Source organism: Shewanella xiamenensis, from assembly GCF_024971755.1.
GTDB lineage: Bacteria > Pseudomonadota > Gammaproteobacteria > Enterobacterales > Shewanellaceae > Shewanella > Shewanella xiamenensis.
The window spans coordinates 2,634,499-2,659,252 of record NZ_CP079718.1 but is presented as its reverse complement, the minus strand read 5'-3'; the positions used below and the strand labels follow the sequence as shown (position 1 = coordinate 2,659,252).

Here is a 24,754-nt window from a genome sequence, read left to right as displayed (position 1 = left end):
CAAAACCTGCTCGCGTTCATTCAACCAAAGGAGACACGTTGTCTTTTACTCAGCATCTAGCTTGCAAACACTTGTACCTCCCCAAGTTGGCTTAACCCAAACTTTCCATAATCTCATCAGAAATTTCGGCATTATGATACACCTCTTGCACATCATCGTGCTCTTCGAGGGTATCGATAAGGCGCATAAACTTCTCGGCAGTCTCGGCATCTAACTCGGCTTTGGTCGAGGCTATCATCGCGATTTCGGCGTTATCACTGACAAACCCTGCGGCATCGAGGGCATCTTTCACCCCATAAAACTCGGTCGGTTCAGTAAATACATCAATCGCGCCATCATCGTAACTCACCACATCTTCAGCGCCCGCTTCCAGCGCCGCATCCATCAAGGCATCTTCATCGGTGCCAGGCGCATAGGACAATACTCCGCGTTTAGTGAACAAATAGGCAACCGAACCATCGGTACCTAAGTTACCGCCCGATTTGCTAAAGGCATTACGTACGCCGCTGACGGTACGGTTACGGTTATCTGTCATGGTTTCCACCATCACCGCGGTGCCGCCTGGGCCGTAACCTTCGTAAATAATGGTTTCAAGCTGCTGACCTTCAAGCTCGCCAGCACCGCGCTTAATCGCGCGCTCAATGGTATCGCGGGTCATATTGCCACCCAGCGCCTTATCGATGGCGATTCGCAGACGCGGATTTGAATCGGGATCTGAGCCGCCTTCGCGGGCTGAAACCGTTAACTCACGGATAAATTTGGTAAAGAGTTTACCGCGCTTGGCATCTTGCGCTGCTTTGCGGTGCTTAATATTGGCCCACTTACTATGACCAGCCATGGGAGTTCTCCTCTACATGTAGCCATTGCACATCTTATCAATAGCCTAAGGTAACCTTGACGGTGCCTCGAATAAGGCGCCTTTACTCAATGTTCCTTTACACAGTGAATGACGGCAAGTTCAGTGACGTCGATAACGCAGATATTGATAAGAAATGAAATGACGGGGTAAAAATAGACCGAGGCTTGCGCCTCGGTACTCGATAATCACTAAAGATTAGTCTTCAGTCTTCGCGGCTTTCACCACGGAAATACCTAGTTCAGCTAATTGTTGTGGATTAGCAAAACCTGGCGCATTGGTTAATGGGCACGCCGCTGTGGTGGTTTTCGGGAATGCCATCACATCACGGATTGAGCTTGCGCCCGTCATCAGCATGATGATGCGGTCTAAACCAAAGGCTAAACCTGCATGTGGTGGCGTACCGTAGCGTAGCGCTTCGAGTAAGAAGCCGAATTTCTCTTTCGCTTCTTCATCGGTAATGCCCAGAATGCGGAATACCGCAGACTGCATCTCTTGGTTGTGGATACGTACCGAACCACCACCTAATTCACAGCCGTTTAATACCATGTCGTAGGCATCGGACACACGGTTAGCCGGATTGGCTTCCAGCTCTTGTGGTGTCACGCCGCGTGGCGCAGTAAACGGATGGTGAACCGCGTGGAAGCTACCGTTGATCTTCTCAAACATTGGGAAGTCAACCACCCACAATGGACGCCATTGACCTTCAAGCAGATTAAAGTCTTCACCGGCTTTAAGACGCAGTGCGCCCATAGATTCGGCAACCACGGTCGCTTGGTCTGCACCAAACAGGATAATATCGCCAGTTTGTGCGCCAGTGCGGCTGATGATTTCGTTCACAATGCCTTCGTTCAAGAACTTCAGCACAGGCGATTGGATGCCTTCTAACCCTTGAGTCAGATCGTTTAGCTTCATCCACGCTAAACCTTTAGCACCGTAGATACCCACAAACTTAGTATAATCATCGATTTGCTTACGGGATAAGCTCGCGCCACCAGGAATACGCAGCGCCGCAACACGGCCTTCTTCATCATTGGCAGGACCTGAGAATACTGCAAATTCTACTTCTTTGAGCAAGTCAGCCACGTCCACCAGCTCTAATGGGTTACGTAAATCGGGCTTATCTGAACCGAAACGACGCATGGCTTCGTTGTAGGTCATGCGTGGGAATTCGCCTAAATCGACGTTCAGCATCTCAAGGAACAGGCCACGCATCATTTCTTCAGTCTTAGCCATTACCTGCTCAGACGTCATAAATGAGGTTTCGATATCGATTTGAGTAAATTCTGGCTGACGGTCAGCACGTAAGTCTTCATCACGGAAGCATTTTACGATTTGATAGTAACGGTCAAAACCTGACATCATCAGCAGCTGTTTAAATAGCTGTGGTGATTGTGGCAGTGCGAAGAATTGGCCCTTGTAAGTGCGGCTTGGCACTAAGTAATCGCGCGCGCCTTCTGGCGTTGCCTTGGTCAGGATCGGCGTTTCAATATCTAAGAAACCGTTTGAGTCGAGGAAACGACGCACTGCACTGGTCACTTTCGCGCGGAACATTAACCGCTGTGCCATTTCTGGGCGACGTAAATCTAAATAACGATATTTTAAACGCTGCTCTTCACTGTTGTTTTGATAGTTATCTAAGCTCAGCGGCAGTGGCTCAGAACTGTTGATAATAGTTAGTGCTTTACCCAACACTTCAATTTCGCCAGTTTTCATTTGTGCGTTAACTTGGCTATCAGGACGTGCACGAACCACGCCTTTTACCTGCACACAAAACTCAGCGCGCAGTGTGCTAGCCACATTGAACACTTCAGGTAAATCTGGATCGTAAACCACTTGGACCAGACCTTCTCTGTCTCTTAAATCTAAAAAGACAACGCCACCCAAATCACGGCTACGATTAACCCAACCTACCAAGGTAACTTCTTGTCCAACGTGAGACTTATTGACGTCTCCACAATAATGACTGCGCATCTAACTCTATCCTTTATCCGGAAACCGGTGCTTTGGAAATAATCAAAACGAGATAAAAGCGGCATTATAGTCAAATAATGCCGATTACCAAAGTACTTCACTTTTAGGCGGTGAAGTATCAAACAGTTTTACGCCCTTGACTAGAGGCGAACGCACTATCTATGCATAAACGTACAAAAAAACATCAAGCCACGCGGTAGCAACGCCCACCCGCCGTTTTGGCTTGATACATTAATTGATCCGCTTTTTTTAATAATTCAATCGCCGTATCACCATCGCGGGGATAAATCACCACACCGATACTCACAGCAATTTCTACCTTTACGCCTTCAAAAGTGAAGGGCGATGAAAGCGAGTGCAGAATATTATCAGCAACTTGGGTCGCGGCATCGAGATCTTGCACACGATTTAGCAGGATAACAAACTCATCGCCGCCAAATCGAGCCACAGTATCAGAATGGCGAACGGCTTGCGTCAGTAATCCCGCCACCCGTAGAAGCAAGGCATCACCTATTGGATGTCCATGCTGATCATTGATTTGTTTGAATCCATCTAAATCAATAAACAGCAGCGCAAAATGGCTCTGATCGCGACGATGGGCTAATAGTGCCTGCGATAATCGATCATCGAGTAAGCCTCGATTAGGTAACTGGGTTAATGCATCATGGCTCGCAACATATTGCAGACGTTTTTCCGCCGCAATACGGCGCGTGATCTCACGATTTAGACGACGATTAACCACTAATACCGCGATCATCACCACCGATAAACTCAACGCTCCAAGCAATAAATAGCGGATCCAACGCAAGTATTGCCCATCGTCAGTGGCAATCGCGAAATTCACCCAATGGGAATAGATTTGTTGCTGCTTTTGCTGATCGATCTGCGCTAATACTCGGTTGATTAATGGTGCCAATGGGGTAAATTGCGGGTTTATGCCAAAATGACTATGTTGATCGGCTAAATCGCTTAAGAGTGACATTTTAAGTAAAGGATACTGGCCCGTTTTTAACTCAGAGGCTAGCGTCACCACCTTATCAATAAACACATCGGCATTACCTTCATTTACCGCTAAAAGCCCTGAGTGCGTATCGGGTACCAACACGAGCTTCAGCGAAGGTTGTAGCATCATTAGTTGAGCGACAAGATGATAGCCTTCAACCACGGCCACTCTCTGACCTGCCAATTGTGCCAAATTAAAAACAGAGACTTGTTCAAGCTGCGATACTAGCCCCCATGGCGATGGCCAATAGGCATCACTAAAAACTACATGCTGTTGCCGCTCAGCGGTTTTAGCAATACTGCCCGCCAGTGCAATCTCTCCTGTTCGCAATGCGCGAATAAGCGACTGCCAATCATCAAACGCAACGGGTTGGATCTTAAGATGCAATTGCTGGGCGAACATATTTACGATATCACTATTAATGCCCGCGAATTGGCCTTGTTCATCGCTAAATTCCATGGGCGGCCACTGCTTAAGATAACCCAGTTTGAGTTCACCCAATTGTGAAAGATAGTTTTGTTCACTGCTTGAGAGTTGGATACTGCGTAAGCCTGCCTGATTAAAAATACGGTCTTTAGGGTTAAGCATCCATTTTTGTTCAACATCAGCAAATTCCTGCATGCTAATGCTGTGAAATCCATTGCTGATCCGTTGAGTCAGTCCAGGATCATCGCTTCGAGTTAATACATAGATATCGGTAGGAAATTCCAGCTCAGGGTATTGATTAAAATCGGCCCATGCTTTGTTTTGCAGAAGATAATGGGTAGTCCATGCTCCCGCAGCAACAAACCCAACAATCTCCCCCGCTCTTGCACCGGCGACCATCGCATCCATACTGTCATAGTAACGCAATGACACATCCGGCAGTGCTTTGCGTAACTGGACTAAATATGGCGCCGTTGGCACAACACCAATACGTTTACCTTTTAAGCGATGTAAATCAGTTAATTGCTGTTGATACAAAAACAGTCGACTCTTTACCGTATACAAGTGCCACGCGCGAGTTAACCCCGTTTTCATGTCATCACTCTCTGGATAACCAATATGAGCATCGGCTAACCCTTGACGTACATCGTTAACACTGCCGTTCATATCGCCTGAGATAAAATCGACATCAATCCCCGTTTTAGCCGACCATAGTCGCCAAAGATCCACATAAAAACCATGGGGTAAACCATCAACACCTAAATCAACAAAAGGCTCAACCCCCAGTTGCATCGCGACTATCAGTCCCGCTTTTTGGCCGTGGTAACCCAACCAGCGACGCTCAGTTTGTTGGATAAATTTAGGGTCAAGAGCATTAAAGCCCGCCTTAATTTTATTCAGTAAGGCGGTATTGTGCTTCATCACCGCAGGCACAAATTGCATCGCTTTAATGGGGATACGAATATTGAGAGGAAAATTTGCTGCGATCGTTTGGTTAGAGGAAGGGTCGCGAAGATAACCGTCGAGCCCAGCAAACACCACAGTGTCACCCGCCGCCACACCTGCAAGTAGCTTTTCACGGCTTTCATAATATTTAAATACTAACGCAGGTTCGATACGGCGTAATTCCGCTTCATGGGAAGAACCGGACACAATTCCAATCTGGTAAGGCACCAATTCTTTAATGTTTTTTTTGCCCTGCAAGGATTTATGTAAATACAAATAGGTGCGAACATCAGCAATCGGATCGGCAAAATCAAATAGTTGTTCACGCTCCGGGGTTTTACCCATGCCAATATGCACTTGGGCGTTTCCCTGTTGTAACTGTGCGAGGGATTCATTCCAGTGTCTCGCAACAAAAACAAGTGAGGTATCGGTACGTTTACCCCACTCCTTCCAAAGATCGACTAGTAACCCCGAGGCTTCGCCCTCGTTATCCACAAATTGATAGGGAAAGCTGTCTTCCCCCATCACCACGATAAGCGAATCAGTCGGTCCTTGACTGGCATTAACTGTGTTGTTCGAAAAAACACAACACAGGATCACAATAAGCTGGAACACTAACTTCAACTGGGGTCCCTAGTACCTGATGTACAATGTAAATACTTTGTTATTTATCGCATATTAGACAGAAATTTCTGGCAAATTACTAGCCCGAGACTTGCTGCTAGTGAACGGGATTCGTTAAAATGCGGGGTTGAACTTTCGAGACATTCCCAAATGAACGCTTCCCAAGATACTATCTACGCTCAAGCGAGCGAGCACATTAGCGATTTCCAGTTTGATAGCCGTGTTGCGGGTGTCTTTAGTGACATGATCCGCCGCTCAGTGCCTGGTTACACCCAAATTATCAATACTATCGGCGATTTTGCGGATCGTTTTGTTAAACCTAATACCCAGATTTACGACTTAGGATGCTCTTTAGGCGCAGCAACATTGAGCATTCGCCGCCAGATCCAAGGCCGTGACTGCCGAATTGTTGCCGTAGACAATAGTGAGTCTATGGTGACGCGCTGCCAAGAAAACCTCAATGCCTATGTCAGTGATACTGAAGTTGAGCTGATCTGCGGTGATATTCGCGATATTCACATCGAAAACGCCTCCTTAGTGGTGCTCAACTTTACGCTACAATTTTTACCTCCCGAGGACAGAGAGTCACTTATCGCCAAGATTTATCAAGGCTTAAATCCAGGAGGGATCTTAGTACTCTCGGAAAAAATCCGCTTTGATGATGCGCCAATTCAAAGTGTACTTGAAGAACTGCATCTCGACTTTAAACGAGCCAATGGCTATAGCGAGCTGGAAATCAGTCAAAAACGTAGTGCGCTGGAAAATGTCATGAAACCAGATACCTTAAGTACGCATCAACAGCGCTTAACTCGCCAAGGGTTTAGTCACTTTAGTACATGGTTCCAATGTTTTAACTTTGCTTCTATGGTGGCCATCAAGTGATTAATTTTAGTTCCTTTTATCAGCAAATTGCCGACTCAAATTTACAACATTGGCTTGAAACCTTGCCAGCAATCCTCGGTAAATGGCAAAGAGAACACAAACACGGCAACCTCCCGAAATGGGAAAAAGTGCTTAATAAACTGCACTATCCAAGCCCAGATAAAGTCGATTTTGTTGATAGTGTCACGATAGGCACGGGTGAGCAGCTCACGCCAGGCGAAAAGGAAAAACTCGAGAATTTACTGCGGCTCTTTATGCCTTGGCGTAAAGGTCCATTCCATATTCACGGCATTCATATCGACACCGAATGGCGCAGCGATTGGAAATGGGATCGAGTTAAACCGCATATTTCGCCCCTGCAAAACCGTACAGTACTCGATGTAGGTTGCGGTAGCGGCTATCACATGTGGCGTATGTTAGGAGCCGGCGCTAAGCGTGTCGTAGGTATCGATCCTTCCCCGCTGTTTTTATGCCAATTTGAAGCGGTTAAACGCTTGAGCGGTGAGAATCACCCTGTGCACCTGTTACCACTTGGTATTGAAGAACTTCCGCCATTGGATGCCTTCGATACGGTATTCTCCATGGGCGTCTTGTATCACAGACGCTCACCCATTGATCACTTGTTGCAATTACGCGATCAGTTACGTATGGGGGGAGAATTAGTATTAGAGACGTTAGTGATTGATGGTGATGAAAACGCCGTACTCGTCCCGCAAGATAGGTATGGCAAAATGAATAACGTTTGGTTTATTCCATCCGTTGCGGCGCTAATGCTCTGGCTTAAAAAGTGTGATTTCACCGACATACGTTGTGTCGATACCGATATTACTGCCCTTGCCGAGCAGCGCCGAACCGATTGGATGCCAAATGAATCTCTGGTTGAATATCTTGATCCTAACGATATCACTAAAACAATCGAGGGTTACCCTGCGCCAAAACGCGCAACGATTATTGCTGTGAAAAATCAACCGAATCAAGATTTGAACTAGAGCATGATACACTTAGGCATGTTAAAGCCATGTCATCCCATACCATGAGGGTCACAGCCCCGTTGCCTATGCCAAAAACATTGTTTACGGCTAGCCTGTTTGGCTGGTGTTTATTATCCTCTATTGGTGCAGCCTCTGCTGCACCAAGCCCTGTACCTCTGCTGGTGGAACAGTGTTTACGTCATCCTAATATTGACTTGACTAGCGCCTTTAGCCGCTATGCCAATACACATAATTTGCCCACTTTAATGCTCTCAGATAAAGCCTTGGTATTAGAGCAACACACCATAGGGCTTAATAACATTAATGATAGACTCAACTACTACCGAGGTTTATCTCTCTCGGGCGAAGAACGCCAAGGACTACTGCAATGTCAGTTGCGCCTTGCCGATATCCTAAACGACCTGCTGAGCCAAGCAACATTCAACCAACTTGTCGATGAGCTCACTGATGCGGCTGATAAACATAGCAATGATGAGCATCTCACCCAAGATCAACTCTTATTCGGTGAACAATTAGTCGCATTACTACGTCAGCATCAATCCCCCCTTGATAAGGCCAAACTGCACACAGCACAAGCCACTATTCGACAAGGATTAGGCAGTCAACAATTTCATTTAGCGGTTCAAGCAACCCAATGCCAACTGCCAACTGAGGTTACTACTGCCAACACAGAAAATGTCGCCGTTGATGCAGCCGACAACGCCACAGAAACATCAAATACAACGTTTTCCGGCACGATTGTCGGTTATCTCTTAAAACAACCCGATCGCCACTGTCGGCAAATTCTGTGGCAGGCCTATCAAGGTCGTGCCCGCGAGCATAACCAACTCGCATTGCATCGTATTGCAGAATTGCGTCAACAAATGGCAAATGACGCAAACTTTATCGATTTTGCCAGTTACAGCTTGGCTGAACAGCAACTCAATTCTCCTGCGTTAGTAAAACAGTTTCTCGACAGCCAAACTGAATCAATTGGAGTCGCACCTTGGGATGTCGGCCGCAAATTATCCCAGCTAAGTAATGCCAAACAGATTTCCTTACACACTGGCGAAGTGCTCGATAATGCTTTTGCTATTCTCGGTGAGTATGGATTGAGTTTTGAAGTGATAGATGGGCATATTGCATCAACCGCGGCTCAATGGCAGCAACAAATCATTCGGGTTTACCACCAACATCGTTTGCTTGGTGAAGTGTATCTTGACGTAAATAGTCGGCATGCCAGTGCCAGTCAACATACCCTCAGACAAAGTGTGATTGGCCAACAGTTTGGCCAACAGGCACTCGAGCTTAATCCCACACTCAACAGTGGCAAAGATATTGAACGTTTTTGCAATGCGTTAGCCCAAGCTGTTGTAGCACTTGCACGGGGAAGCCATTTTTATCTAAACAATACCTTAGGCCCGAGTCTCGATTCAAATCAGTTACCAAGCCTTTGGCTAGCCAATGTATTACACGAAACACTCTTTCCAAAATATGATATTCAACATATAGCGCCAAGGGAGATACTCGCCAAGGCCTATACCAAACAACTTAATGTGTTTCGCGCTAAAGTGGCGCTTAATTTTTATCAGTCTTTAAAACAGCAAAGCTATCCCGATCTACAAGCAGAGTTTAGTAAGAGTTTTGGCGCAAATTGGGAACAACCAATTGACTATGCATATAGTTTCAATGCAATCGCTAATGAAGGTCCACGCTATTATCAATCCCTGTGGCAAACGCAATTAGCAAAATTTGTCTATTTATCCACACAAGACTGCCAAGATAAACTTGGGCTTTTTAATCTGTTGATAGTCAATGAGGCTGCATTCACCTTAAATGAGCAACTACGCGCTACTATTGGCGATCCCGTTGATGCGGCATCGCTTATCCAGAGGATTATCGTTGTCTTAGGATCGCACGCTAACGCTAGCCATTGTGCTTTTTAGCAGCTTAACACAATGGGAACGGTGATTTGCACACACCAGCAAACAATATCCATGCGTAATCTTACCGTCAGTAATAATCATACCGCTGCACATCGCCGCGATTATCGTCTTCCAATTAAATCACCGATACTATTGAAAAAACGATCATGACTCGCCACTATAGGGCTAAACCTATCGTTTTTTTAGAAAACTGTCGTTAGACATTAGGATCTCCATGACTCGCGCTAAATCCACCCTTGAGCAATGGCGTATTTTACAGGCTGTCGTCGATTATGGCGGCTATGCGCAGGCGGCAGAAAAACTCAACAAGAGCCAATCGTCTCTCAACCATGCTGTCGCCAAGTTGCAACATCAATTGGGAATTGAGCTACTCGAAGTTCGAGGCCGCAAAGCTTACCTGACACCACAGGGCGAAGTATTATTGCGCCGTTCACGCCATGTCACTCAATCTGTGAATGAATTAGAGCAATTGGCCAGTAATCTTGAGCAAGGTTGGGAGCCAACGCTGACCATTGCCCGTGAAATTGTCTATCCGATGGAAAGCCTTGTATGTGCGCTAAGTGACTTTCTACCCCATAGCCGTGGTACTCGCATTATTATGCTTGATTCAGTGATCACTGGGACGCAGGAGCTGATCCTGCAGAATAAAGTCGATATCGCCATTTGTGCAGGCATCCCACCCAAAGGCTATTTATCCGAGCCTCTATGTGAACAAGAGCTGCATCTGGTTTGCCACCCGAGCCACCCCTTAGCCGACATTGGCACCTTAGATGATGACAAACTGTTGGCACAGCATCTGCAATTAGTGATCAAAGACACGGGCGTGCAATCTAACATTGATATCGGCTGGCTCAAAGCCGAGCAGCGCTGGACAGTATCTAACTTCCATGAGGCGAAAGTTATTTTAAACCAGGGAATTGGTTTTTGTTGGATCCCATCCTTCCTTATCCAAGAAGAATTAGCCGCGGGTAAACTGGTGCGTTTACACCTGCAAGGCAGCCAGAAACGACGGATAATGCTTAGCCTTGTGATACCCAACCGCGATCACCAAGGCCCCGCCTCGAAACTGCTGGCCTCTTATATCCTAAAGCATCATGGTGTGAGCACTACCGATTGATAGCGCTAAGGTTGTTTCCTCTAGCACGGCAAAATGAGTGCTTGGGTAATAGGGAGTCACTGTTATTTGATTTATAGCTACAAACTTGCAAACAGAGCACGCTTAAGCGATAGGCCTTAATGGGCAAACGCTACTCGGTTAATATTTGCGAGAATATCGAGAATTAGAGGCTAGACATTCACATCTAAGAAACGCGGACGATGCAGTGCTAAAGTTTGAGGGTTGAACAGGCCGCGAGTGTCTTGGCGGTTTGATGACTCAAGTGTTAATCCATTGGAAATAAGACTATTCTCCCCATAAACAGTCGAGCTAGACGCCAATGCAGAATCGTCTATTGGTTCTGCTATCTCCCCACGATGTGCATCAACACTCGACTCATTGTGCACTAGTGTTGAGTTTTGATTACTGGCTAGCGCTGCTACGGCTACCGCATCATAGAAACGAACCGCATTGCTGTCCCTTTGGTTAAGATTCAATGCACCCTTGTTGAATAAGCGAGCGGATGATTCGAGTCGCTGTGAGGAAATCTGCGGATTTTCAGCTTGGTTTGATTGCACAGAACCAACGGCCAAGGTTGCTGTTGGAGGTTCAATTGTATCGCTATTTTCAACCTCTATGGCATTTACGGCATCAGAGGTATCACTCGATGCAACCTGCGCCGCAATGGCTTGCTTAATCTTATCAATCACTTCGGTAACAGGAGCCGATGGCTCGTCTTGGGGGACCGTGATATTACCATCGGCATCAACCTTACCCGTGACTTGAATTTGACGTTCTTTGAGCGGTGGCAAGTTTTCAAGTTGCGCCTCGGCGCCTATTAAGGTTTCCGTTGTGGACTGGTCAACAATCTGCTGTTGACGTTCCTCAGCAAGTTTAGCCTTGGCCTCATTCATTTTCTGCAGTGCTTGCGCCGCCACGCGAATATCGGCGGAAGATGGGTCAACTGGCGCCATCGCGGCCGCATAAACTTGCTTCATTTTATTGATGGTCGCCAGAGGATCGCCTGGTACTATCGACACATCGATTTGTACTTCACCGTCGGTGGCATAGCGTTGGCCATCAGCTCCTTTTTCATACTTGAAACTGGGGCTTTGGGCATATTGACCACCCACGCTGGCATGAGCGTGCTCGTGAGCTTTGACTTCTGTGTCCCTTGCTTTTAATTCATCAATTTGGGCTTTTTGTTGCTCTATCGCCTTTTCTTGTGTCTGTTTGACTTGCTCTTTCGCTAAGTCTTGCTGGCGAGTTTGTTCGCCCTGTGTCTGCTGAGCTTGTTGGCTATTATCGGCTTTAGCAAAGGCTTCGGCTAATGCTTGTTGTTTTTGCTCCTGCTCTTGTATAGCCTTTTCCCTTGCTTGCTTAGCTTGCTCATCACGAACTTGTTCAGCTTGATTTTGCTGAATGTGAGAAAGTTCGCCTGCTACCGATTCACTCCCAACTGGTTCCTTGGTCGCATCAGGTTGGCCAAAGATATGACTAAACTGCTCACTCAAACTGTTTGCCTGAGGCGAGGTTCTATCACCAACGTTGGCCACCACCGAATCGCGGGTCCCCGAAGTAGTACCCACGACATCAGCCCCTGCAAACTCAGTAGCAAAAGGATTAATTGCAGTACTAGTGGCCTTTTGTTGTCCCAATGGTGCGACACTTGTTGTGATCGGATCTGAAGTCGGGAATATATTGGTGATATCCGAATTTGACGAAGTAATACTACCGATATCGCTTTCAGTTGAGTAAGCGGTTGTGCTTGGCGCCAAAGACACCAGAGGATTAACGGCACCATTCAAGGCTGAAAGCCCCATATCCGGAGCACTCAACACTGACACGGCTGTCTGAGAGGCAGCAATTTGCCCACCTCTCATTCCACCTATGGAACGAGGTCCTGTGAGTAAACTAAAACTTTTATTAGTTGAAGACTGTGAAGTCGAATCTATCAGTTTTGGAGCGGAGGGGTTTGCATATAGCTGGGCAGAAGCGTTTACACCTAAATCTACAATAGCTTTCTGTATCGCACTCGCATCAACATTATTCGCGCTAGAAGAAAGGCTCGCATAACTCGATTTAGCGCCTGCCAATAACTCAGGCTGAGTCCCAGTGAAAGGCAAAGTTTGGTTGGACGCAGCAGTAAAGCTACTTAAAGACGGTTCAAGTGCCCCACTCACTTCGGATTTTGGTGCATGCAGGCTAGCCGTTGAAGCGCTATGGTTAGCAACCGTCTGACTATTGTCACCTTGATAAACCAGTCCACTTTGAGGTCTTGCTCCTTTTAGCGGCTCAATCGGCTTATCAGCACTCAAAAACGAATTGGATGGCGCGCCAACCTGGGATGACAGCGCCATGACCGACATAGTTACACCTTGATGTTAATAATCGAACCTATGGTTTCAGATTCTCTCTCTAGTACCTCAGTCGATGCTTCACCTTGTCGCAATGATGAATTGGCAGCAACTAATGCGGAGGTTTTATCGGTTTCATCTACCGCCTTAGCGGTTTCTGTGGGTGCAGCGCTTTGCGAAGGACTCGGTTTAGCCACATCAATCGTAGCCTGTGTTAGTCCTGATTGAGCCGTTTGCAAGCCTTGCAGACCGGAAGCATAAGCAGATTGGATTTGCATAAAGGGATTCCTGCATCTGGTGAACACTAGGTTAATTATTGACCAAACCTACCTTGATGTACAGATTTATCCCTCTTATGGAGAGCTTTTTTGCTCATTTTCAGCTCCTTTTTAACAGGCTATCCAAGCCGATTCCCAATCCTTAAAGACGGGGTTAAATCCCTTGAGCCGCATTTGACTGATGACCTGCTCAACAGTTCGCTCATCGCTGATCTCAAACTGATCGAGCTGACTATCAGGTGCTTGGTAACCGCCGGGCTGAGTTGAACTGCCCGCACTCATTTGCGTTATCCCAAGAGGCAGTAAATTGTCCCGAAGCGATGGTGCCTCGCGGGTCGATAAACTGATATCAAGTTGTTGATTAAAAAGTCTAAAGGCAAAGATCATTTGCACCAGTCCAAGATCGGTTAAATGCACTTTTGGTGTTATGCCACCAGTACAAGGCCGCAAACGTGGTAGAGAAATACTAAAACGAGTACGCCAATAATGCCGTTCTAAATAGTCCAAATGATGACCCATCAACAAGGCATCGAGCCGCCAGTCATCTAATCCTAGTAACACACCTAGGCCTATCTTATCGATACCTGCACGGGCAACGCGATCGGGCGTGGCAAGCCGATAGGCGAAGTCCTGTTTTTTGCCTCGGGTGTGATGTTTAGCATAAGTCGCGGCTTGGTAGGTTTCTTGATACACCATCACAGCATCGAGTCCTCGCTCAACGAGCTGGCGATAATCAATCTCCTCAAGCGGCTGCACCTCCATAGCCACATAACTAAACTGCTGTTTTACCAACGGTAAAACCCGCTGAAAGTAATCCATTCCAACCTTAGTTTCATGCTCACCCGACACCAGCAAGATAGAATCAAAGCCGCGGGATTTAATAATCGCTATTTCGGCAGCGAGTTCCTGCTCATTGAGCACTTTGCGCTTGAGCTTATTGCTCATGCTAAAACCACAGTAATCACATTCGTTAGCGCAAAGATTGGACAAGTACAGTGGTAAGTACAATCCGATATTGGCCCCAAAGCGTTGCCGAGTGAGCGCTGCCGAGCGCTGTGCCATCTCTTCGATATAGGGCTCGGCCGCAGGAGACAGCAAAGCGAGCAGACTCTGTAAGTTGCCTTCTGGTTGAACTAGGGCACGTTCAACATCAGCAGCAGTGCATGAATACAACGCCAGCAATAACTTATCCCGTTCAATGCGGGCAAAATGGTCGACAAAACTCATTGCTGTAGGAATCCGGTTAGTGGGCTGGTATGCACCGCCTGAGTTTGCACCCGGCCAAGCCCCGCTTCAAAGGCGCGTCGACCGCAATCTACCGCATCCTTAAAGCACAACGCCATTTCAATCGGAGATGCGCTGCTGGCAATGGCGGTATTAACCAGCACGGCATCGGCACCTAACTCCATCGCGTGCGCTGCATGGGATGGCGCGCCAATTCCTGCATCAATCACCACCGGCACCCTTGCTTGCTCGATAATCATCTTGATGAAAGGCTCCGTCACCAGCCCCTGGTTGGTGCCAATTGGGCTTGCCAGTGGCATCACAGCGGCGCAGCCGACATCCTCTAAACGTCGACACAGCACAGGGTCGGCATGCACGTAGGGCAGCACGATAAACCCGCGTTCACAGAGGATTTTGGCTGCGGCTAATGTCTCGACTGCATCGGGCATCAGGTATTTGGGATCGGGATGAATTTCAAGTTTAACCCATTGTGTTCCCAGCATTTCCTGCGCTAATTCCGCGGCGAATATCGCTTCCTTAGCATTACGCGCGCCCGAGGTATTAGGTAAGAGCCGCACGCCCGCTTGCCGAAGTGGCGAGAGCAGATCATCGGCCTTTGTTTTTAAATCAATTCTTTTCATCGCAACTGTCACCAACTGCGACTGAGACGCCTTAATTGACTCCAGCATCAGCTGACTTGAGCTGAATTTTCCCGTGCCCGTAAATAATCGTGACTCAAATTCCACACCTGCAATCGTTAACATCTTAACCTCCCGCGACCACGGCAAATACATCAATCTTATCCTCATGGTGGCAGAGGATAGATGACCATCTATGCCTTGGCACTACGGCCTCATTTAGCACTAATGCGACTGATTGTTGATTAATATTTTGTGCTTCTAACAAGGCTTGTAAGCTCAACGGTTGTTGCAGTGTTTGGGGCACATTATTGAGATGAATTAAAATCATAACAAACCTCGATTAGTGACAGATTTGAATGAAACGGTTGCGGTCGAATGCTGAGTGTTAGCATTCGCCTTTTCGACGCGCTCGCTTGATTGGCGTTGCATGAATTCACTCGGCGTTAATGAATTAGGCTTTAATGAACTCGGTTTTAATCCGCACACTTCGCACTCGGGATCACGGGTTAATGCGGCCGAATGCCATTGCAGCAACTTGGCATCGAAGCGCCAGAATCGCCCAAGTAACGCTCTCGTGGGGGCGATTAAATAACTTTCCTCTTCAAAAGTCTGATTGGCTGTTTGCTTTGTTGCAGAGGTTGGCGGCGTGGCTAGGAGCAACAATTGCATGGCTAGAAGCGCCTGCATCGATGCCATCACGCCGACACTGGGCCCAAGCACACCTTGGCTGCTACAATTTTGTGGCGCGCGAGTATTCGAGGGGAAAATACAGTGATAACAACCGCCCATTGGGAAACGCTGTTGATCAACCGCAAACAGTTGACCGTTGAAAGCGGCAATGGAGGCACTCACCAGAGGTAAGGCATGCTCAATACACAGTCGATTGATACAGTGGCGCGCCGCAAGATTATCGGTACAATCAAGCACTAACCTCGTCCCTTCACCATGGGCTAACAGACGAGCAAATACCGCGCTCGCAGATTCTAGAGTCAAATGCTCGGCAAAGGCATCAATCTCACAACCTTGCGCCAACACGGCCAATTTTTGTTTAGCAATGAGGGCTTTGTGATGGCCAATATCGTCGTCACTAAAGAGTAATTGCCTTGGCAGATTGGATAATTCCACCCTATCGCCGTCGACAAGCGTTAAGCGCCCAACACCGGCGCAGGCTAAATACTGGGCCGCCAGTTGCCCAAGACCGCCGAGGCCTACGATAAGGACATGAGCCTGCTTAAGCTGCAACTGGCCAGCCTCGCCGACTTCAGGTAAAAATATTTGCCGCGAATAACGAATAAAGTCTTTATCGGCAAGGGATTGCGCCTGCTCTTGTGTCATGCTCATAGGCTTGACTCCCAAGCCCGAGTCAATTCGGCATAGGCCATTACTGGATCGCTTGATTCGGTAATCGCCCGCACTACGGCAATATTACTCACTCCAGTCGCTTTGACTTGGGCAAGATTCGAAGGTCCTATGCCGCCAATTGCCACTAAGGGATAGTGCGTATTTAACAGCTCAACATAATGAGTGAGTTTGAATAATCCCTGCGGCGCCGATGGCATTTGCTTGGTGGTCGTCGGGAAGATATGCCCAAGGGCGATGTAAGATGGCGCATGTTGATGGGCTCGCAGCAACTCGAAATAACCGTGGCTCGAAATGCCAAGAGCCAGTCCCGCTGCATGAATGGCGTTAAGATCCGTCACAGCCAGATCTTCTTGCCCAAGATGGACCCCAAATGCGCCATGCTTTATCGCTAACTGCCAATGATCATTGATAAAAAGCTGCGCATCATAATGCTTACCTAAGGCAATCGCGGTTTGGATTTGTGCCTCAAGTTCGTCCGACGCCAGCACATTAGACTTTAGTGCATTAGACTTTATCCTGAGCTGTACCGTCTTCACGCCCGCCGCCAATAACTGTTCGAGTAACTGTAAGTTATCGACAACTGGATAAATCCCTAAGTCAGGATTAAGGCGCTTAAACGCGCCGCATTGCAAATCACTGGATTCACTCAAGCTGTTTTGAGAATAAGCAGTGACGTGAGGATATGCTGTTAAGCTGTGCGGCCAAGCGGTACGCGCGAGTGGCCCAGGGCCTTGGCCAATCCCCTGTGCATAAGTTAAGCCTTGATTGACATAGGCTTTTGCTACCACAACTGCATCCTGCAATACAAAGCCAAAGGCTAACACCGAGGCGATGGCTGTAGACAGAGTACAACCACTGCCGTGGTTATGGCGAGTGTTTATCCGCACACTGCTCAGCCAAAAACCACCATTAGCGTCAAGCGGTGAGCAGCCAGTAACCTGATGACAAATCAACAAATCTTCCGCCAAACGCTGATTATCTGCGGCGATGCGATGACTTGTGATATCGCTTTTGTGATCGCTTAAGAGATCACTGGTGTTAATGCCTGCACTTTCCTGAGCCGCAAAATCAATATCGCCGCCCTTAGCTAATACGCTGCACGCTAATTGCGCTGAGAGTTGTATTGCCGCAGCGGCGAACTCTGCTTTTGTGTGAATTGCTGACGCTTGTTTATCTGTGGCGGCAGTTAGCCTTGCCAACTCCTGCACATTCGGCGTTATCAGGTTAATCAAGCCCTTAAAGGGGGCAAAATCCAGAGGTTTACTCTCTGTGCTCTTATCGCCAAGTTCATCCCCACAGCTTGCAACCATCACAGGGTCGAGAATAACGGAGACGAGTGGAAATTGGGTTTTAAAACCAGCCAACCAATCGGCAACTAAGTGCACTTGCTGCTGATTTGCGAGTAATCCAATCTTAATCGCCTGAGGCGGTAGATCGGCTAACAGGGTCGAGAGCTGTGTGAGTAACATTGCCTCACTCACGGGCTCAACTAACGCCACCGCCACCGAACTTTGGGCCGTTAACGTGGTGATCACGCTGCATCCATGGCCGCCCAAATCCTTGATGGTAGCTAAGTCGGCTTGGATCCCCGCGCCGCCACCGCTGTCTGAACCGGCAATGGTCCAGACGATAGGTTTAGGCGCCACCTGGCTAATATGTTTAGCTGGGGTCATTATCAAACCTCCGCAACCTGTGCTGTTGGTTTGAGCTCTGTCCCATCCTGCTGCTTGGCCGATTCTTTGGCTGTATTGGCTGTATTGGCTGTATTGGCTGTATTAGCATCGCCCAGCGGCAGATACAGTTTGGCGCCCGAGGCCGCAAACTCAGCCGATTTTTGCGCCATGGCCGCCGCTAATTCATCTTGAGTTTTGACTCTGATCTGCTGGATTGCTTCTGTGTTTGATTGCCCTTGTTGAGCAGGGTTTATCGATGCAAGCGCTTCAGCGCTCTCAACATTCTGGCTTGACGAAGCCCCTGCTAACGTACCCGCCGCTAAGCTTGCCGCATAGTCGCGCACATCTTGGGTTATCTTCATCGAGCAAAACTTAGGGCCACACATAGAGCAAAAATGCGCAACCTTGGCCGACTCCTGTGGCAGGGATTCATCGTGATAGGCTCGGGCAGTATCTGGGTCGAGTCCCAGGTTATATTGATCTTCCCAACGGAATTCAAAACGCGCCTTGGATAATGCATTGTCGCGGATCTGCGCACCCGGGTGGCCCTTTGCAATATCGGCCGCATGGGCGGCAATCTTGTAGGCAATCAGCCCTTGTTTGACGTCCTGCTTATTGGGTAGACCTAAGTGCTCTTTCGGCGTCACATAGCAGAGCATGGCGCAGCCATACCATGCGATCATCGCCGCACCTATCCCAGAGGTGAAATGATCGTAACCCGGCGCAATATCGGTAATTTGCGGCCCTAGGGTATAAAACGGCGCCTCGGCGCAGTGGATAAGCTGCTTATCCATATTCTCTTTGATAAGTTGCATCGGGATATGTCCAGGCCCTTCGATAATGGTCTGCACATCGTATTCCCAAGCGATTTTGACCAGCTCGCCTAAGGTCTCAAGCTCGGCAAACTGCGCCTCATCATTGGCATCGGCAATCGAGCCTGGACGCATACCATCGCCTAATGACAGCGACACATCGTAGGCCACGCACAGCTCGCAAATCTCACGGAAATGGGTATAGAGGAAGTTTTCTTGATGGTGGCTCAAGCACCATTTAGCCATAATCGAGCCGCCGCGGGACACAATCCCAGTCACCCGTTTAGCTGTCATGGGCACATAGCGCAATAACACGCCCGCGTGGATGGTAAAGTAATCGACGCCCTGCTCCGCTTGCTCAATCAAGGTATCGCGAAACACTTCCCAGGTCAGGTGTTCTGCAACCCCATTCACTTTTTCCAATGCTTGATATATCGGCACTGTGCCAATCGGCACTGGCGAGTTACGGATAATCCATTCGCGGGTTTCATGGATATAGCGCCCAGTGGACAAGTCCATCACAGTGTCTGCGCCCCAACGGGTTGACCAGACTAGCTTTTCGACTTCCTCCTCGATGGAGGACGTGACCGCCGAGTTACCGATATTGGCATTCACTTTCACTAAGAAGTTACGGCCAATAATCATAGGCTCGGCTTCTGGATGATTGATATTTAAAGGAATAATGGCGCGCCCACGGGCAATTTCATCGCGGACAAATTCAGGGGTTATCGGTTTACCTATTACGGCGCCAAAGGATTCACCTTGGCCGCGGCGATTTAAGATTTCATCCTGCACCTCGGCGAGCGCCATATTTTCCCGAATCGCCACATACTCCATTTCAGGGGTAATAATCCCTTGGCGGGCATAGTGTAATTGGCTCACGCGTTTACCCGGTAAGGCACGGCGAGGACGAACAATCGCACTTGAGCCGGCTTCGAAACGCAAATGATCGAGCCCATCATCCTTTAGTCGTTGCTGGGTAAAATCTGAGGTCGCACAATCGAGCACCTCGGTATCTTGGCGCTCGATAATCCAAGGTAATCTGAGTTTGGCTAACCCTTGGCGCACGTTAATTTGCGCAGCCGGATCGGAATAAGGACCGGCGCAGTCATACACAGGAATGGGAGGATTTTTCTCGACTATGGGCGCGGTCGCAGTGCCGCCAATCCGTGTATCGGTTTGCAGAATTTGCCGCATCCCTACACGGAGATCCTCACGGCTTCCCTGCAAATATAACTTTTGCGAATTAGGGTGTTGTAATGGTTTAAGGGTATCGATAAAGACTTGCGCCTGGGCGCGCGCCGCACGGCGGATCGTTTGCCCTTGGGTGTTCACGGCAATCGATTCTGAGGACGATTCTAAACTGGACATAAGCAATCTCACTTTAACAAATAAAAATGGGGTTGCTTGTCTGGAGACTTGAGTGTTGAAGCTGAGCCTTGCAAACCCTAAGCGGATTTGCGGACTCAATAACGACTAAATCGATGGGTTAATACAGGGCAAAAGGTGGCCGCTGATACGATTTAATGGATGTTATTATGCTTGTTTCCTTCGCAGGTTTTAACCTGATCAGGTTCAACGGATCCCGAATAAACGGTCTCAGCCAAGAGGCACTCCGACAAGATGGGCAAAAGTATAGGCAGAAGCGCAGCGAACAAACAAGCGTAATTTTAGGATAAAAATTAAATTATCAATCAAAAACAAAGAACGCATAACATAATGTATTTAAACGCTTTTAATTTACATTCGTTTTATCTGTCATAGTTTAAACTATTTTTAGTGAAAATTTATCATCACTGTTTTTAACTTTTTGGCCGCTTTACCATCATTTTATCGAGCTGCGCCTTAATGGCATCGTCAATTTCTTGGTTCATTTTCTTGCCACTGCAATCGAAGGGGAAACCTAAGTTCTCAGCATAGGGATTAATTGGGGTGCCTACTTTGACGACCCGATAACAGGTATTACCTTGACGAACGATACGATTCGGATCCAGCTCTAAATCCAAACTGGTGGGGCCGCTAAAATCGTCGGCATTGGGCACAATCAGTACCTCCATCTCGGGGCTCATTTCAGACAAATTCGACCGTTTGCTGTAATGATTTGCTTGCTCTAACACTAAATCATCTAAAGCTTGCTCACGCTGTCGTTCAAAATAACGCTGAGTAAACAATCCCACACTGCCCGCCGCCCCACCGCTTTGCCCACTTACCGCAGATTGCTCTGTACTTACCGCTTGTGCCGAGCGTGATTGGGTTTCTGCCTTTTTCGGTTTAACAGCCTCTTTTGCACTCTGCTGGGTTTGGCCCAGAGTTGAGGTGTTCGGCGTTGAGGTGTTAGGCACAGATGTGTTTGGTACTGATGCTTTTGATTCTGTTACTTTTGATTCTTGGGCGCTGACTTCTGGAGGTTTGGCTATCTGCTCCATGGGTTTTGGCGTCAGCTTTACTGCGACTTTTGGTGACACTTTCGCTGACTGCTCAATATCAGCTGCCGGCTTTACGGTATTAGGCGGTGAGGTTATCGGCTCGCTAGTGTTAATAAACTCTTCCACTGAGATATCTTGAGCAGAATCCGCTGGAGCAGTTTGCGTTGGCGGCGCATAAATAAAATATGCCTTTAACGCTTTGGTTGTAGTCCGTGCGTTAGCAGATGATTCAGTAAAATGCAGCCCTAAGTGTTCCGACTGGGTTCGCCATAAAAAAATTAATAAAAACAGCAGTAAGCCATGGCCAAACATGACCCAAAGCAATAGCTTAAGATTGAAATAATGTGGCCGCTCTAGCCCGCTTAGATTTGAAGATGTTTTAAATGCGCTATCGATTGATCTTTGGTCTGCTTTACTTAAATTGAGGTGTAGATTGTTATCGCAAGACTCGGCATGAACACTTAAAGCGCTAAAAGGCTTAGTGTTCAAATCTGTAGCGCCTTGGGTTGTAGCACTTAAAAACGTTGCACAAAAAGGCAAAGCGGAAAATGGTAAAGCCTCGTCCTTTGTGGCACTGCTGTGCGCATCAAATCTGATGCTATCTTCTGGGGCTATATTCGATCGAACAGGCAAAATCCATCCCTTAGTACTTAATGAATAAAGTACTTAACAAATCCATGACATCTTACGGAGAATTAGAGAAAGTGAGTCGAACAAAGTTCCAAAGCAGTGACATTATTCAGTTGTCAACCAGTACCATAATCTTGTACAAGGACAACAGAACTCATCAGTGTTATAGCCGATGACAAGAACACGTAAAATAAATCAGCTTACACGTGTAAGCCAATTATAGCTTTCCCTTTTATCTACTGATAGACTCAATCATTATCGTCATCGAGTGGATCAACAGCATGCCAAGTCAGAGTTTGATAGAGCCGCAAATGAGTCATGAAAAACCTTTAAATATCAGCGGGTATAGCTTAAGTGAAGAGATAGCCAATAGCATTAGCCATGGCCTAGGGGTGATTGCAGGTGTAGTGGGCTTAATCTTTATGCTACTTAAGGGCGCAGATCATCTCACCAATATTCAACTTACAGGCGTTATTATTTATGGCGTAAGTCTTATCCTGTTATTTTTAAGCTCAACCCTGTACCACAGCGTAACGCATGTTGGCTGGAAACATAAACTTAAGATTGCCGACCATTGTGCTATCTACTGCTTAATTGCGGGCACCTACACCCCACTGATGTTAATCAGCCTGCAAGGACAGCTTTCAACCATTATCCTGACGGCGATTTGGTCTTTGGCTATTGGTGGGATTTTATTTAAGACCTTATTTATTCACCGATTTAAAAAACTCAGTCTTGTGTTATATCTGGCGATGGGTTGGCTTTGTATGACGGTGATTGGCGATTTGACAGCAGCAATGTCACCGCTTGGATTTAATCTACTGCTATTGGGCGGGTTGTTTTACACCCTTGGAGTGATCTTTTATGTCGGCAAACGTATTCCGTACAATCACGCGATTTGGCATCTGTTTGTGCTAGCTGGCGCGATGAGTCATTTCTTCTGTATTTATTTAACCGTGATCTAGCCGCTAACACTGCCTTTATTCAAGCCATCCTCAGGATGGCTTTTTTATGCCTGCGCTTTTTGAACCAATATGACCATCGAGCATGGCTTTCTACAGCAATTCTTCAACGATTCGTTTAAGCAGAAAGGTTTCCCTATCGATGGATTGCCCTTTATTGGCAAACGTCCGTAGGATCGCTTCATTATGGGCAATCGCTTGATGGATATTGATCCACTCTGGGCGCATCCCGTTTTTTATCTCATGAGCTTCGAGTCTTGGTTGACCCAAGCCGCGTTCGCCAAGGCTCATATCGATTTCGCAAAGATAGCAATAAGAGTCCATATGCATCACGTTTGCCCCCTCACGAAACCAGGAACGATATTCCTCATAACGGCCAAAGGGTGCTAACACTCTGGCGGCAATGGCGCCAGTTTCTTCCTGCAATTCGCGGATAAGTCCAACTTCGATACTCTCGCCCTTATCCACCCCACCGCCAGGCAAACCATAATCGCGATATTTCTGGGTATAGAGCAGCAAAATATCTTCCCCCGACAGCACTATGGCACGGGCGGCTTGGCGATAAAAAATCTTCGCCTGTTTAAGATTGAGATTGGCAGCTTGGGTGGACTTCAATAAACGCATAATAAAACTCAAGATTAATGGCCTATTAGCATAAACCAACTCGGTGGATTTACAGAGCAAAACCGTTTTAACGCCAAGACATAACGCTCAATGGCGCATGTTGGCCTATGAGGTTAACAATTCAGTTGCTGCAAAATGTGCTGATAGGCCGCCACAATTTGGGGTTTGTTGGGCATGCGATGCTCAGGAATACGCTGATAATGACCGATAGTTTGGTCAAGATAACGCTTGGCCTGACGGGTTTTATCCGCATCTAAGCCTTGCCACATGATTGAGCCTGTCGCACTTAAGGGCACAGCTTCAGTTGTTTTTGAGCTGGTATTCGTCTTTGAACTAGCATTTGCCTGCGTTAAATGCAGTATCTCGTAGAAACGTTGGTTTTCTTCGAGTAAATATTCCTCTTTAAGGGATAAGCCCAATTCCGCCAACGCGCTGCGCACATGGTAATTATGATGCACGGGACACAAAATAAATTCGAGCTGGCAGGCGCCTTGACTAAGGTCATGATTGGTCGAATTATTTCCACTGTGAGCATCACTTTGACTTTGCTGATTCGCCACAATACTGCGAACCAATTCAACCAATAACTCACCACCGACACCCGCAATAATTACTAAGTGTTTGGCTTGCTTGCCGTATTGCGCCAGTGGCAAGGCCGCCACATCGAGGCAATGCACTTGCCATTCACTTTGAGTATTGGCGGTTTGCTCAGTTGTGGTTTGCTCAGTTGTGGTTTGCTCAGTTATGGTTTGCTCAGTTGCGTTTTGAGGGTTTGAGATAGGCTGCGGAGGGAAAAACCTTGCTAACTCAAGACTGAGTTGCTGCATCAAGGGCGCGACACAATCGACAAAATGCACCTTAGGTGCGGCATTTCTTTGCAGTAACAGCATGCCGAGTAAACCATGATCGCAGCAGCAGTCCCAGATATGATCGTACCCAGGCCCCACCATTCGATTGATCTGCTGTAATCGCTGACTGATTTTCACCGCTCACTCCCAAACTCGTTGATATCGCTGCCCATATCGGCTTAAGTCTTAAGCGC

Annotated in this window: 20 protein-coding genes and 1 riboswitch; of the genes, 6 read left to right on the top strand and 14 right to left on the bottom strand. The window is 47.5% G+C overall.

Annotated elements, in window-relative coordinates; genetic code table 11:
- Positions 1-91 precede the first annotated feature (91 nt).
- From KXJ80_RS12910 to KXJ80_RS12900, 3 genes are all read right to left on the bottom strand, one after another.
- Positions 92-838, bottom strand: a complete 747-nt coding sequence (locus KXJ80_RS12910; protein WP_011622670.1) for a YebC/PmpR family DNA-binding transcriptional regulator — start codon at positions 836-838, stop codon at positions 92-94.
- A 216-nt stretch (positions 839-1,054) separates the two neighbouring features.
- Positions 1,055-2,830 (bottom strand): aspartate--tRNA ligase, encoded by a 1,776-nt coding sequence (aspS, locus tag KXJ80_RS12905; RefSeq protein ID WP_144345025.1) that lies wholly within the window; start codon positions 2,828-2,830, stop codon positions 1,055-1,057.
- A 184-nt stretch (positions 2,831-3,014) separates the two neighbouring features.
- Positions 3,015-5,828: a transporter substrate-binding domain-containing protein gene (locus tag KXJ80_RS12900; RefSeq protein WP_218738506.1), complete on the bottom strand. Its 2,814-nt coding sequence runs from the start codon at positions 5,826-5,828 to the stop codon at positions 3,015-3,017.
- A 150-nt stretch (positions 5,829-5,978) separates the two neighbouring features.
- On the opposite strand from KXJ80_RS12900, the gene cmoA reads away from it, so the two are divergent.
- The 4 genes from cmoA (at position 5,979) to KXJ80_RS12880 (ending at position 10,744) form a co-directional block, all read left to right on the top strand.
- Positions 5,979-6,710 carry a carboxy-S-adenosyl-L-methionine synthase CmoA gene (gene cmoA, locus KXJ80_RS12895; protein WP_037418836.1) on the top strand — a complete coding sequence of 244 codons (732 nt, stop codon included), beginning with the start codon at positions 5,979-5,981 and terminating at the stop codon, positions 6,708-6,710.
- Positions 6,707-7,699 (top strand): tRNA 5-methoxyuridine(34)/uridine 5-oxyacetic acid(34) synthase CmoB, encoded by a 993-nt coding sequence (gene cmoB / locus KXJ80_RS12890; RefSeq protein WP_037418833.1) that lies wholly within the window; start codon positions 6,707-6,709, stop codon positions 7,697-7,699. The genes cmoA and cmoB overlap by 4 nt, the downstream gene beginning before the upstream one ends.
- A 68-nt stretch (positions 7,700-7,767) precedes the next feature.
- Positions 7,768-9,627 (top strand): gluzincin family metallopeptidase, encoded by a 1,860-nt coding sequence (locus KXJ80_RS12885; RefSeq protein ID WP_375164137.1) that lies wholly within the window; start codon positions 7,768-7,770, stop codon positions 9,625-9,627.
- A 214-nt stretch (positions 9,628-9,841) separates the two neighbouring features.
- Positions 9,842-10,744, top strand: a complete 903-nt coding sequence (locus tag KXJ80_RS12880; RefSeq protein ID WP_037431654.1) for a LysR family transcriptional regulator — start codon at positions 9,842-9,844, stop codon at positions 10,742-10,744.
- 170 nt (positions 10,745-10,914) lie between these two features.
- Here the strand turns inward: KXJ80_RS12880 and KXJ80_RS12875 are convergent, their stop codons facing one another.
- The 9 genes from KXJ80_RS12875 to KXJ80_RS12835 form a co-directional block, all read right to left on the bottom strand.
- Complete coding sequence (locus tag KXJ80_RS12875; RefSeq protein WP_218738507.1) at positions 10,915-13,092, bottom strand: putative metalloprotease CJM1_0395 family protein; 2,178 nt, start codon at positions 13,090-13,092, stop codon at positions 10,915-10,917.
- Positions 13,093-13,094: 2 nt separating this feature from the next.
- Positions 13,095-13,358: a hypothetical protein gene (locus tag KXJ80_RS12870; RefSeq protein WP_037418823.1), complete on the bottom strand. Its 264-nt coding sequence runs from the start codon at positions 13,356-13,358 to the stop codon at positions 13,095-13,097.
- Positions 13,359-13,469: 111 nt separating this feature from the next.
- A complete protein-coding gene (thiH, locus tag KXJ80_RS12865) occupies positions 13,470-14,585 on the bottom strand; it encodes a 2-iminoacetate synthase ThiH (protein WP_218738508.1) in 1,116 nt (371 codons plus the stop codon).
- Positions 14,582-15,346 (bottom strand): thiazole synthase, encoded by a 765-nt coding sequence (locus KXJ80_RS12860; RefSeq protein WP_218738509.1) that lies wholly within the window; start codon positions 15,344-15,346, stop codon positions 14,582-14,584. Before KXJ80_RS12860 ends, thiH begins: the two co-directional genes overlap by 4 nt.
- 1 nt (position 15,347) lies before the next feature.
- Positions 15,348-15,551: a sulfur carrier protein ThiS gene (gene thiS, locus KXJ80_RS12855; protein WP_037418815.1), complete on the bottom strand. Its 204-nt coding sequence runs from the start codon at positions 15,549-15,551 to the stop codon at positions 15,348-15,350.
- Positions 15,548-16,564 carry a HesA/MoeB/ThiF family protein gene (locus KXJ80_RS12850; protein WP_218738510.1) on the bottom strand — a complete coding sequence of 339 codons (1,017 nt, stop codon included), beginning with the start codon at positions 16,562-16,564 and terminating at the stop codon, positions 15,548-15,550. The genes thiS and KXJ80_RS12850 overlap by 4 nt, the downstream gene beginning before the upstream one ends.
- On the bottom strand, positions 16,561-18,258 hold the full coding sequence (thiE, locus tag KXJ80_RS12845; protein WP_218738511.1) for a thiamine phosphate synthase: 1,698 nt from the start codon (positions 18,256-18,258) through the stop codon (positions 16,561-16,563). Before thiE ends, KXJ80_RS12850 begins: the two co-directional genes overlap by 4 nt.
- A 2-nt stretch (positions 18,259-18,260) precedes the next feature.
- Positions 18,261-20,441 (bottom strand): phosphomethylpyrimidine synthase ThiC, encoded by a 2,181-nt coding sequence (thiC, locus tag KXJ80_RS12840; protein WP_218738512.1) that lies wholly within the window; start codon positions 20,439-20,441, stop codon positions 18,261-18,263.
- A gap of 158 nt (positions 20,442-20,599) precedes the next feature.
- Positions 20,600-20,698, bottom strand: a riboswitch (TPP riboswitch).
- A 174-nt stretch (positions 20,699-20,872) separates the two neighbouring features.
- Positions 20,873-21,985 carry a hypothetical protein gene (locus KXJ80_RS12835; RefSeq protein ID WP_259474437.1) on the bottom strand — a complete coding sequence of 371 codons (1,113 nt, stop codon included), beginning with the start codon at positions 21,983-21,985 and terminating at the stop codon, positions 20,873-20,875.
- Between KXJ80_RS12835 and KXJ80_RS12830 the strand changes: the two genes are divergently transcribed.
- Both KXJ80_RS12830 and trhA read left to right on the top strand, forming a co-directional pair.
- Positions 21,978-22,157, top strand: coding sequence for a hypothetical protein (locus KXJ80_RS12830; RefSeq protein WP_229777739.1), 180 nt, complete (start codon positions 21,978-21,980; stop codon positions 22,155-22,157). The genes KXJ80_RS12835 and KXJ80_RS12830 overlap by 8 nt on opposite strands.
- A gap of 250 nt (positions 22,158-22,407) precedes the next feature.
- A complete protein-coding gene (gene trhA, locus KXJ80_RS12825; protein WP_037418802.1) occupies positions 22,408-23,091 on the top strand; it encodes a PAQR family membrane homeostasis protein TrhA in 684 nt (227 codons plus the stop codon).
- A 90-nt stretch (positions 23,092-23,181) separates the two neighbouring features.
- Here the strand turns inward: trhA and KXJ80_RS12820 are convergent, their stop codons facing one another.
- Positions 23,182-23,712, bottom strand: a complete 531-nt coding sequence (locus tag KXJ80_RS12820; protein ID WP_218738514.1) for an NUDIX hydrolase — start codon at positions 23,710-23,712, stop codon at positions 23,182-23,184.
- 113 nt (positions 23,713-23,825) lie between these two features.
- A complete protein-coding gene (locus KXJ80_RS12815; RefSeq protein ID WP_218738515.1) occupies positions 23,826-24,698 on the bottom strand; it encodes a tRNA (adenine(22)-N(1))-methyltransferase in 873 nt (290 codons plus the stop codon).
- Positions 24,699-24,754: the final 56 nt, after the last annotated feature.

What these genes read in the sequence shown, in the direction of transcription:
- KXJ80_RS12880 (WP_037431654.1), top strand. Translation starts at nt 9,842, where the DNA reads ATGACTCGCGCTAAATCCACCCTTGAGCAATGGCGTATTTTACAGGCT.
- thiE (WP_218738511.1), bottom strand. Translation starts at nt 18,258, where the DNA reads ATGACCCCAGCTAAACATATTAGCCAGGTGGCGCCTAAACCTATCGTC.
- KXJ80_RS12820 (WP_218738514.1), bottom strand. Translation starts at nt 23,712, where the DNA reads ATGCGTTTATTGAAGTCCACCCAAGCTGCCAATCTCAATCTTAAACAG.
- KXJ80_RS12885 (WP_375164137.1), top strand. Translation starts at nt 7,768, where the DNA reads ATGCCAAAAACATTGTTTACGGCTAGCCTGTTTGGCTGGTGTTTATTA.
- trhA (WP_037418802.1), top strand. Translation starts at nt 22,408, where the DNA reads ATGCCAAGTCAGAGTTTGATAGAGCCGCAAATGAGTCATGAAAAACCT.
- KXJ80_RS12860 (WP_218738509.1), bottom strand. Translation starts at nt 15,346, where the DNA reads ATGTTAACGATTGCAGGTGTGGAATTTGAGTCACGATTATTTACGGGC.
- KXJ80_RS12875 (WP_218738507.1), bottom strand. Translation starts at nt 13,092, where the DNA reads ATGTCGGTCATGGCGCTGTCATCCCAGGTTGGCGCGCCATCCAATTCG.
- thiH (WP_218738508.1), bottom strand. Translation starts at nt 14,585, where the DNA reads ATGAGTTTTGTCGACCATTTTGCCCGCATTGAACGGGATAAGTTATTG.
- thiS (WP_037418815.1), bottom strand. Translation starts at nt 15,551, where the DNA reads ATGATTTTAATTCATCTCAATAATGTGCCCCAAACACTGCAACAACCG.
- KXJ80_RS12910 (WP_011622670.1), bottom strand. Translation starts at nt 838, where the DNA reads ATGGCTGGTCATAGTAAGTGGGCCAATATTAAGCACCGCAAAGCAGCG.
- aspS (WP_144345025.1), bottom strand. Translation starts at nt 2,830, where the DNA reads ATGCGCAGTCATTATTGTGGAGACGTCAATAAGTCTCACGTTGGACAA.
- KXJ80_RS12850 (WP_218738510.1), bottom strand. Translation starts at nt 16,564, where the DNA reads ATGAGCATGACACAAGAGCAGGCGCAATCCCTTGCCGATAAAGACTTT.
- cmoA (WP_037418836.1), top strand. Translation starts at nt 5,979, where the DNA reads ATGAACGCTTCCCAAGATACTATCTACGCTCAAGCGAGCGAGCACATT.
- KXJ80_RS12870 (WP_037418823.1), bottom strand. Translation starts at nt 13,358, where the DNA reads ATGCAAATCCAATCTGCTTATGCTTCCGGTCTGCAAGGCTTGCAAACG.
- thiC (WP_218738512.1), bottom strand. Translation starts at nt 20,441, where the DNA reads ATGTCCAGTTTAGAATCGTCCTCAGAATCGATTGCCGTGAACACCCAA.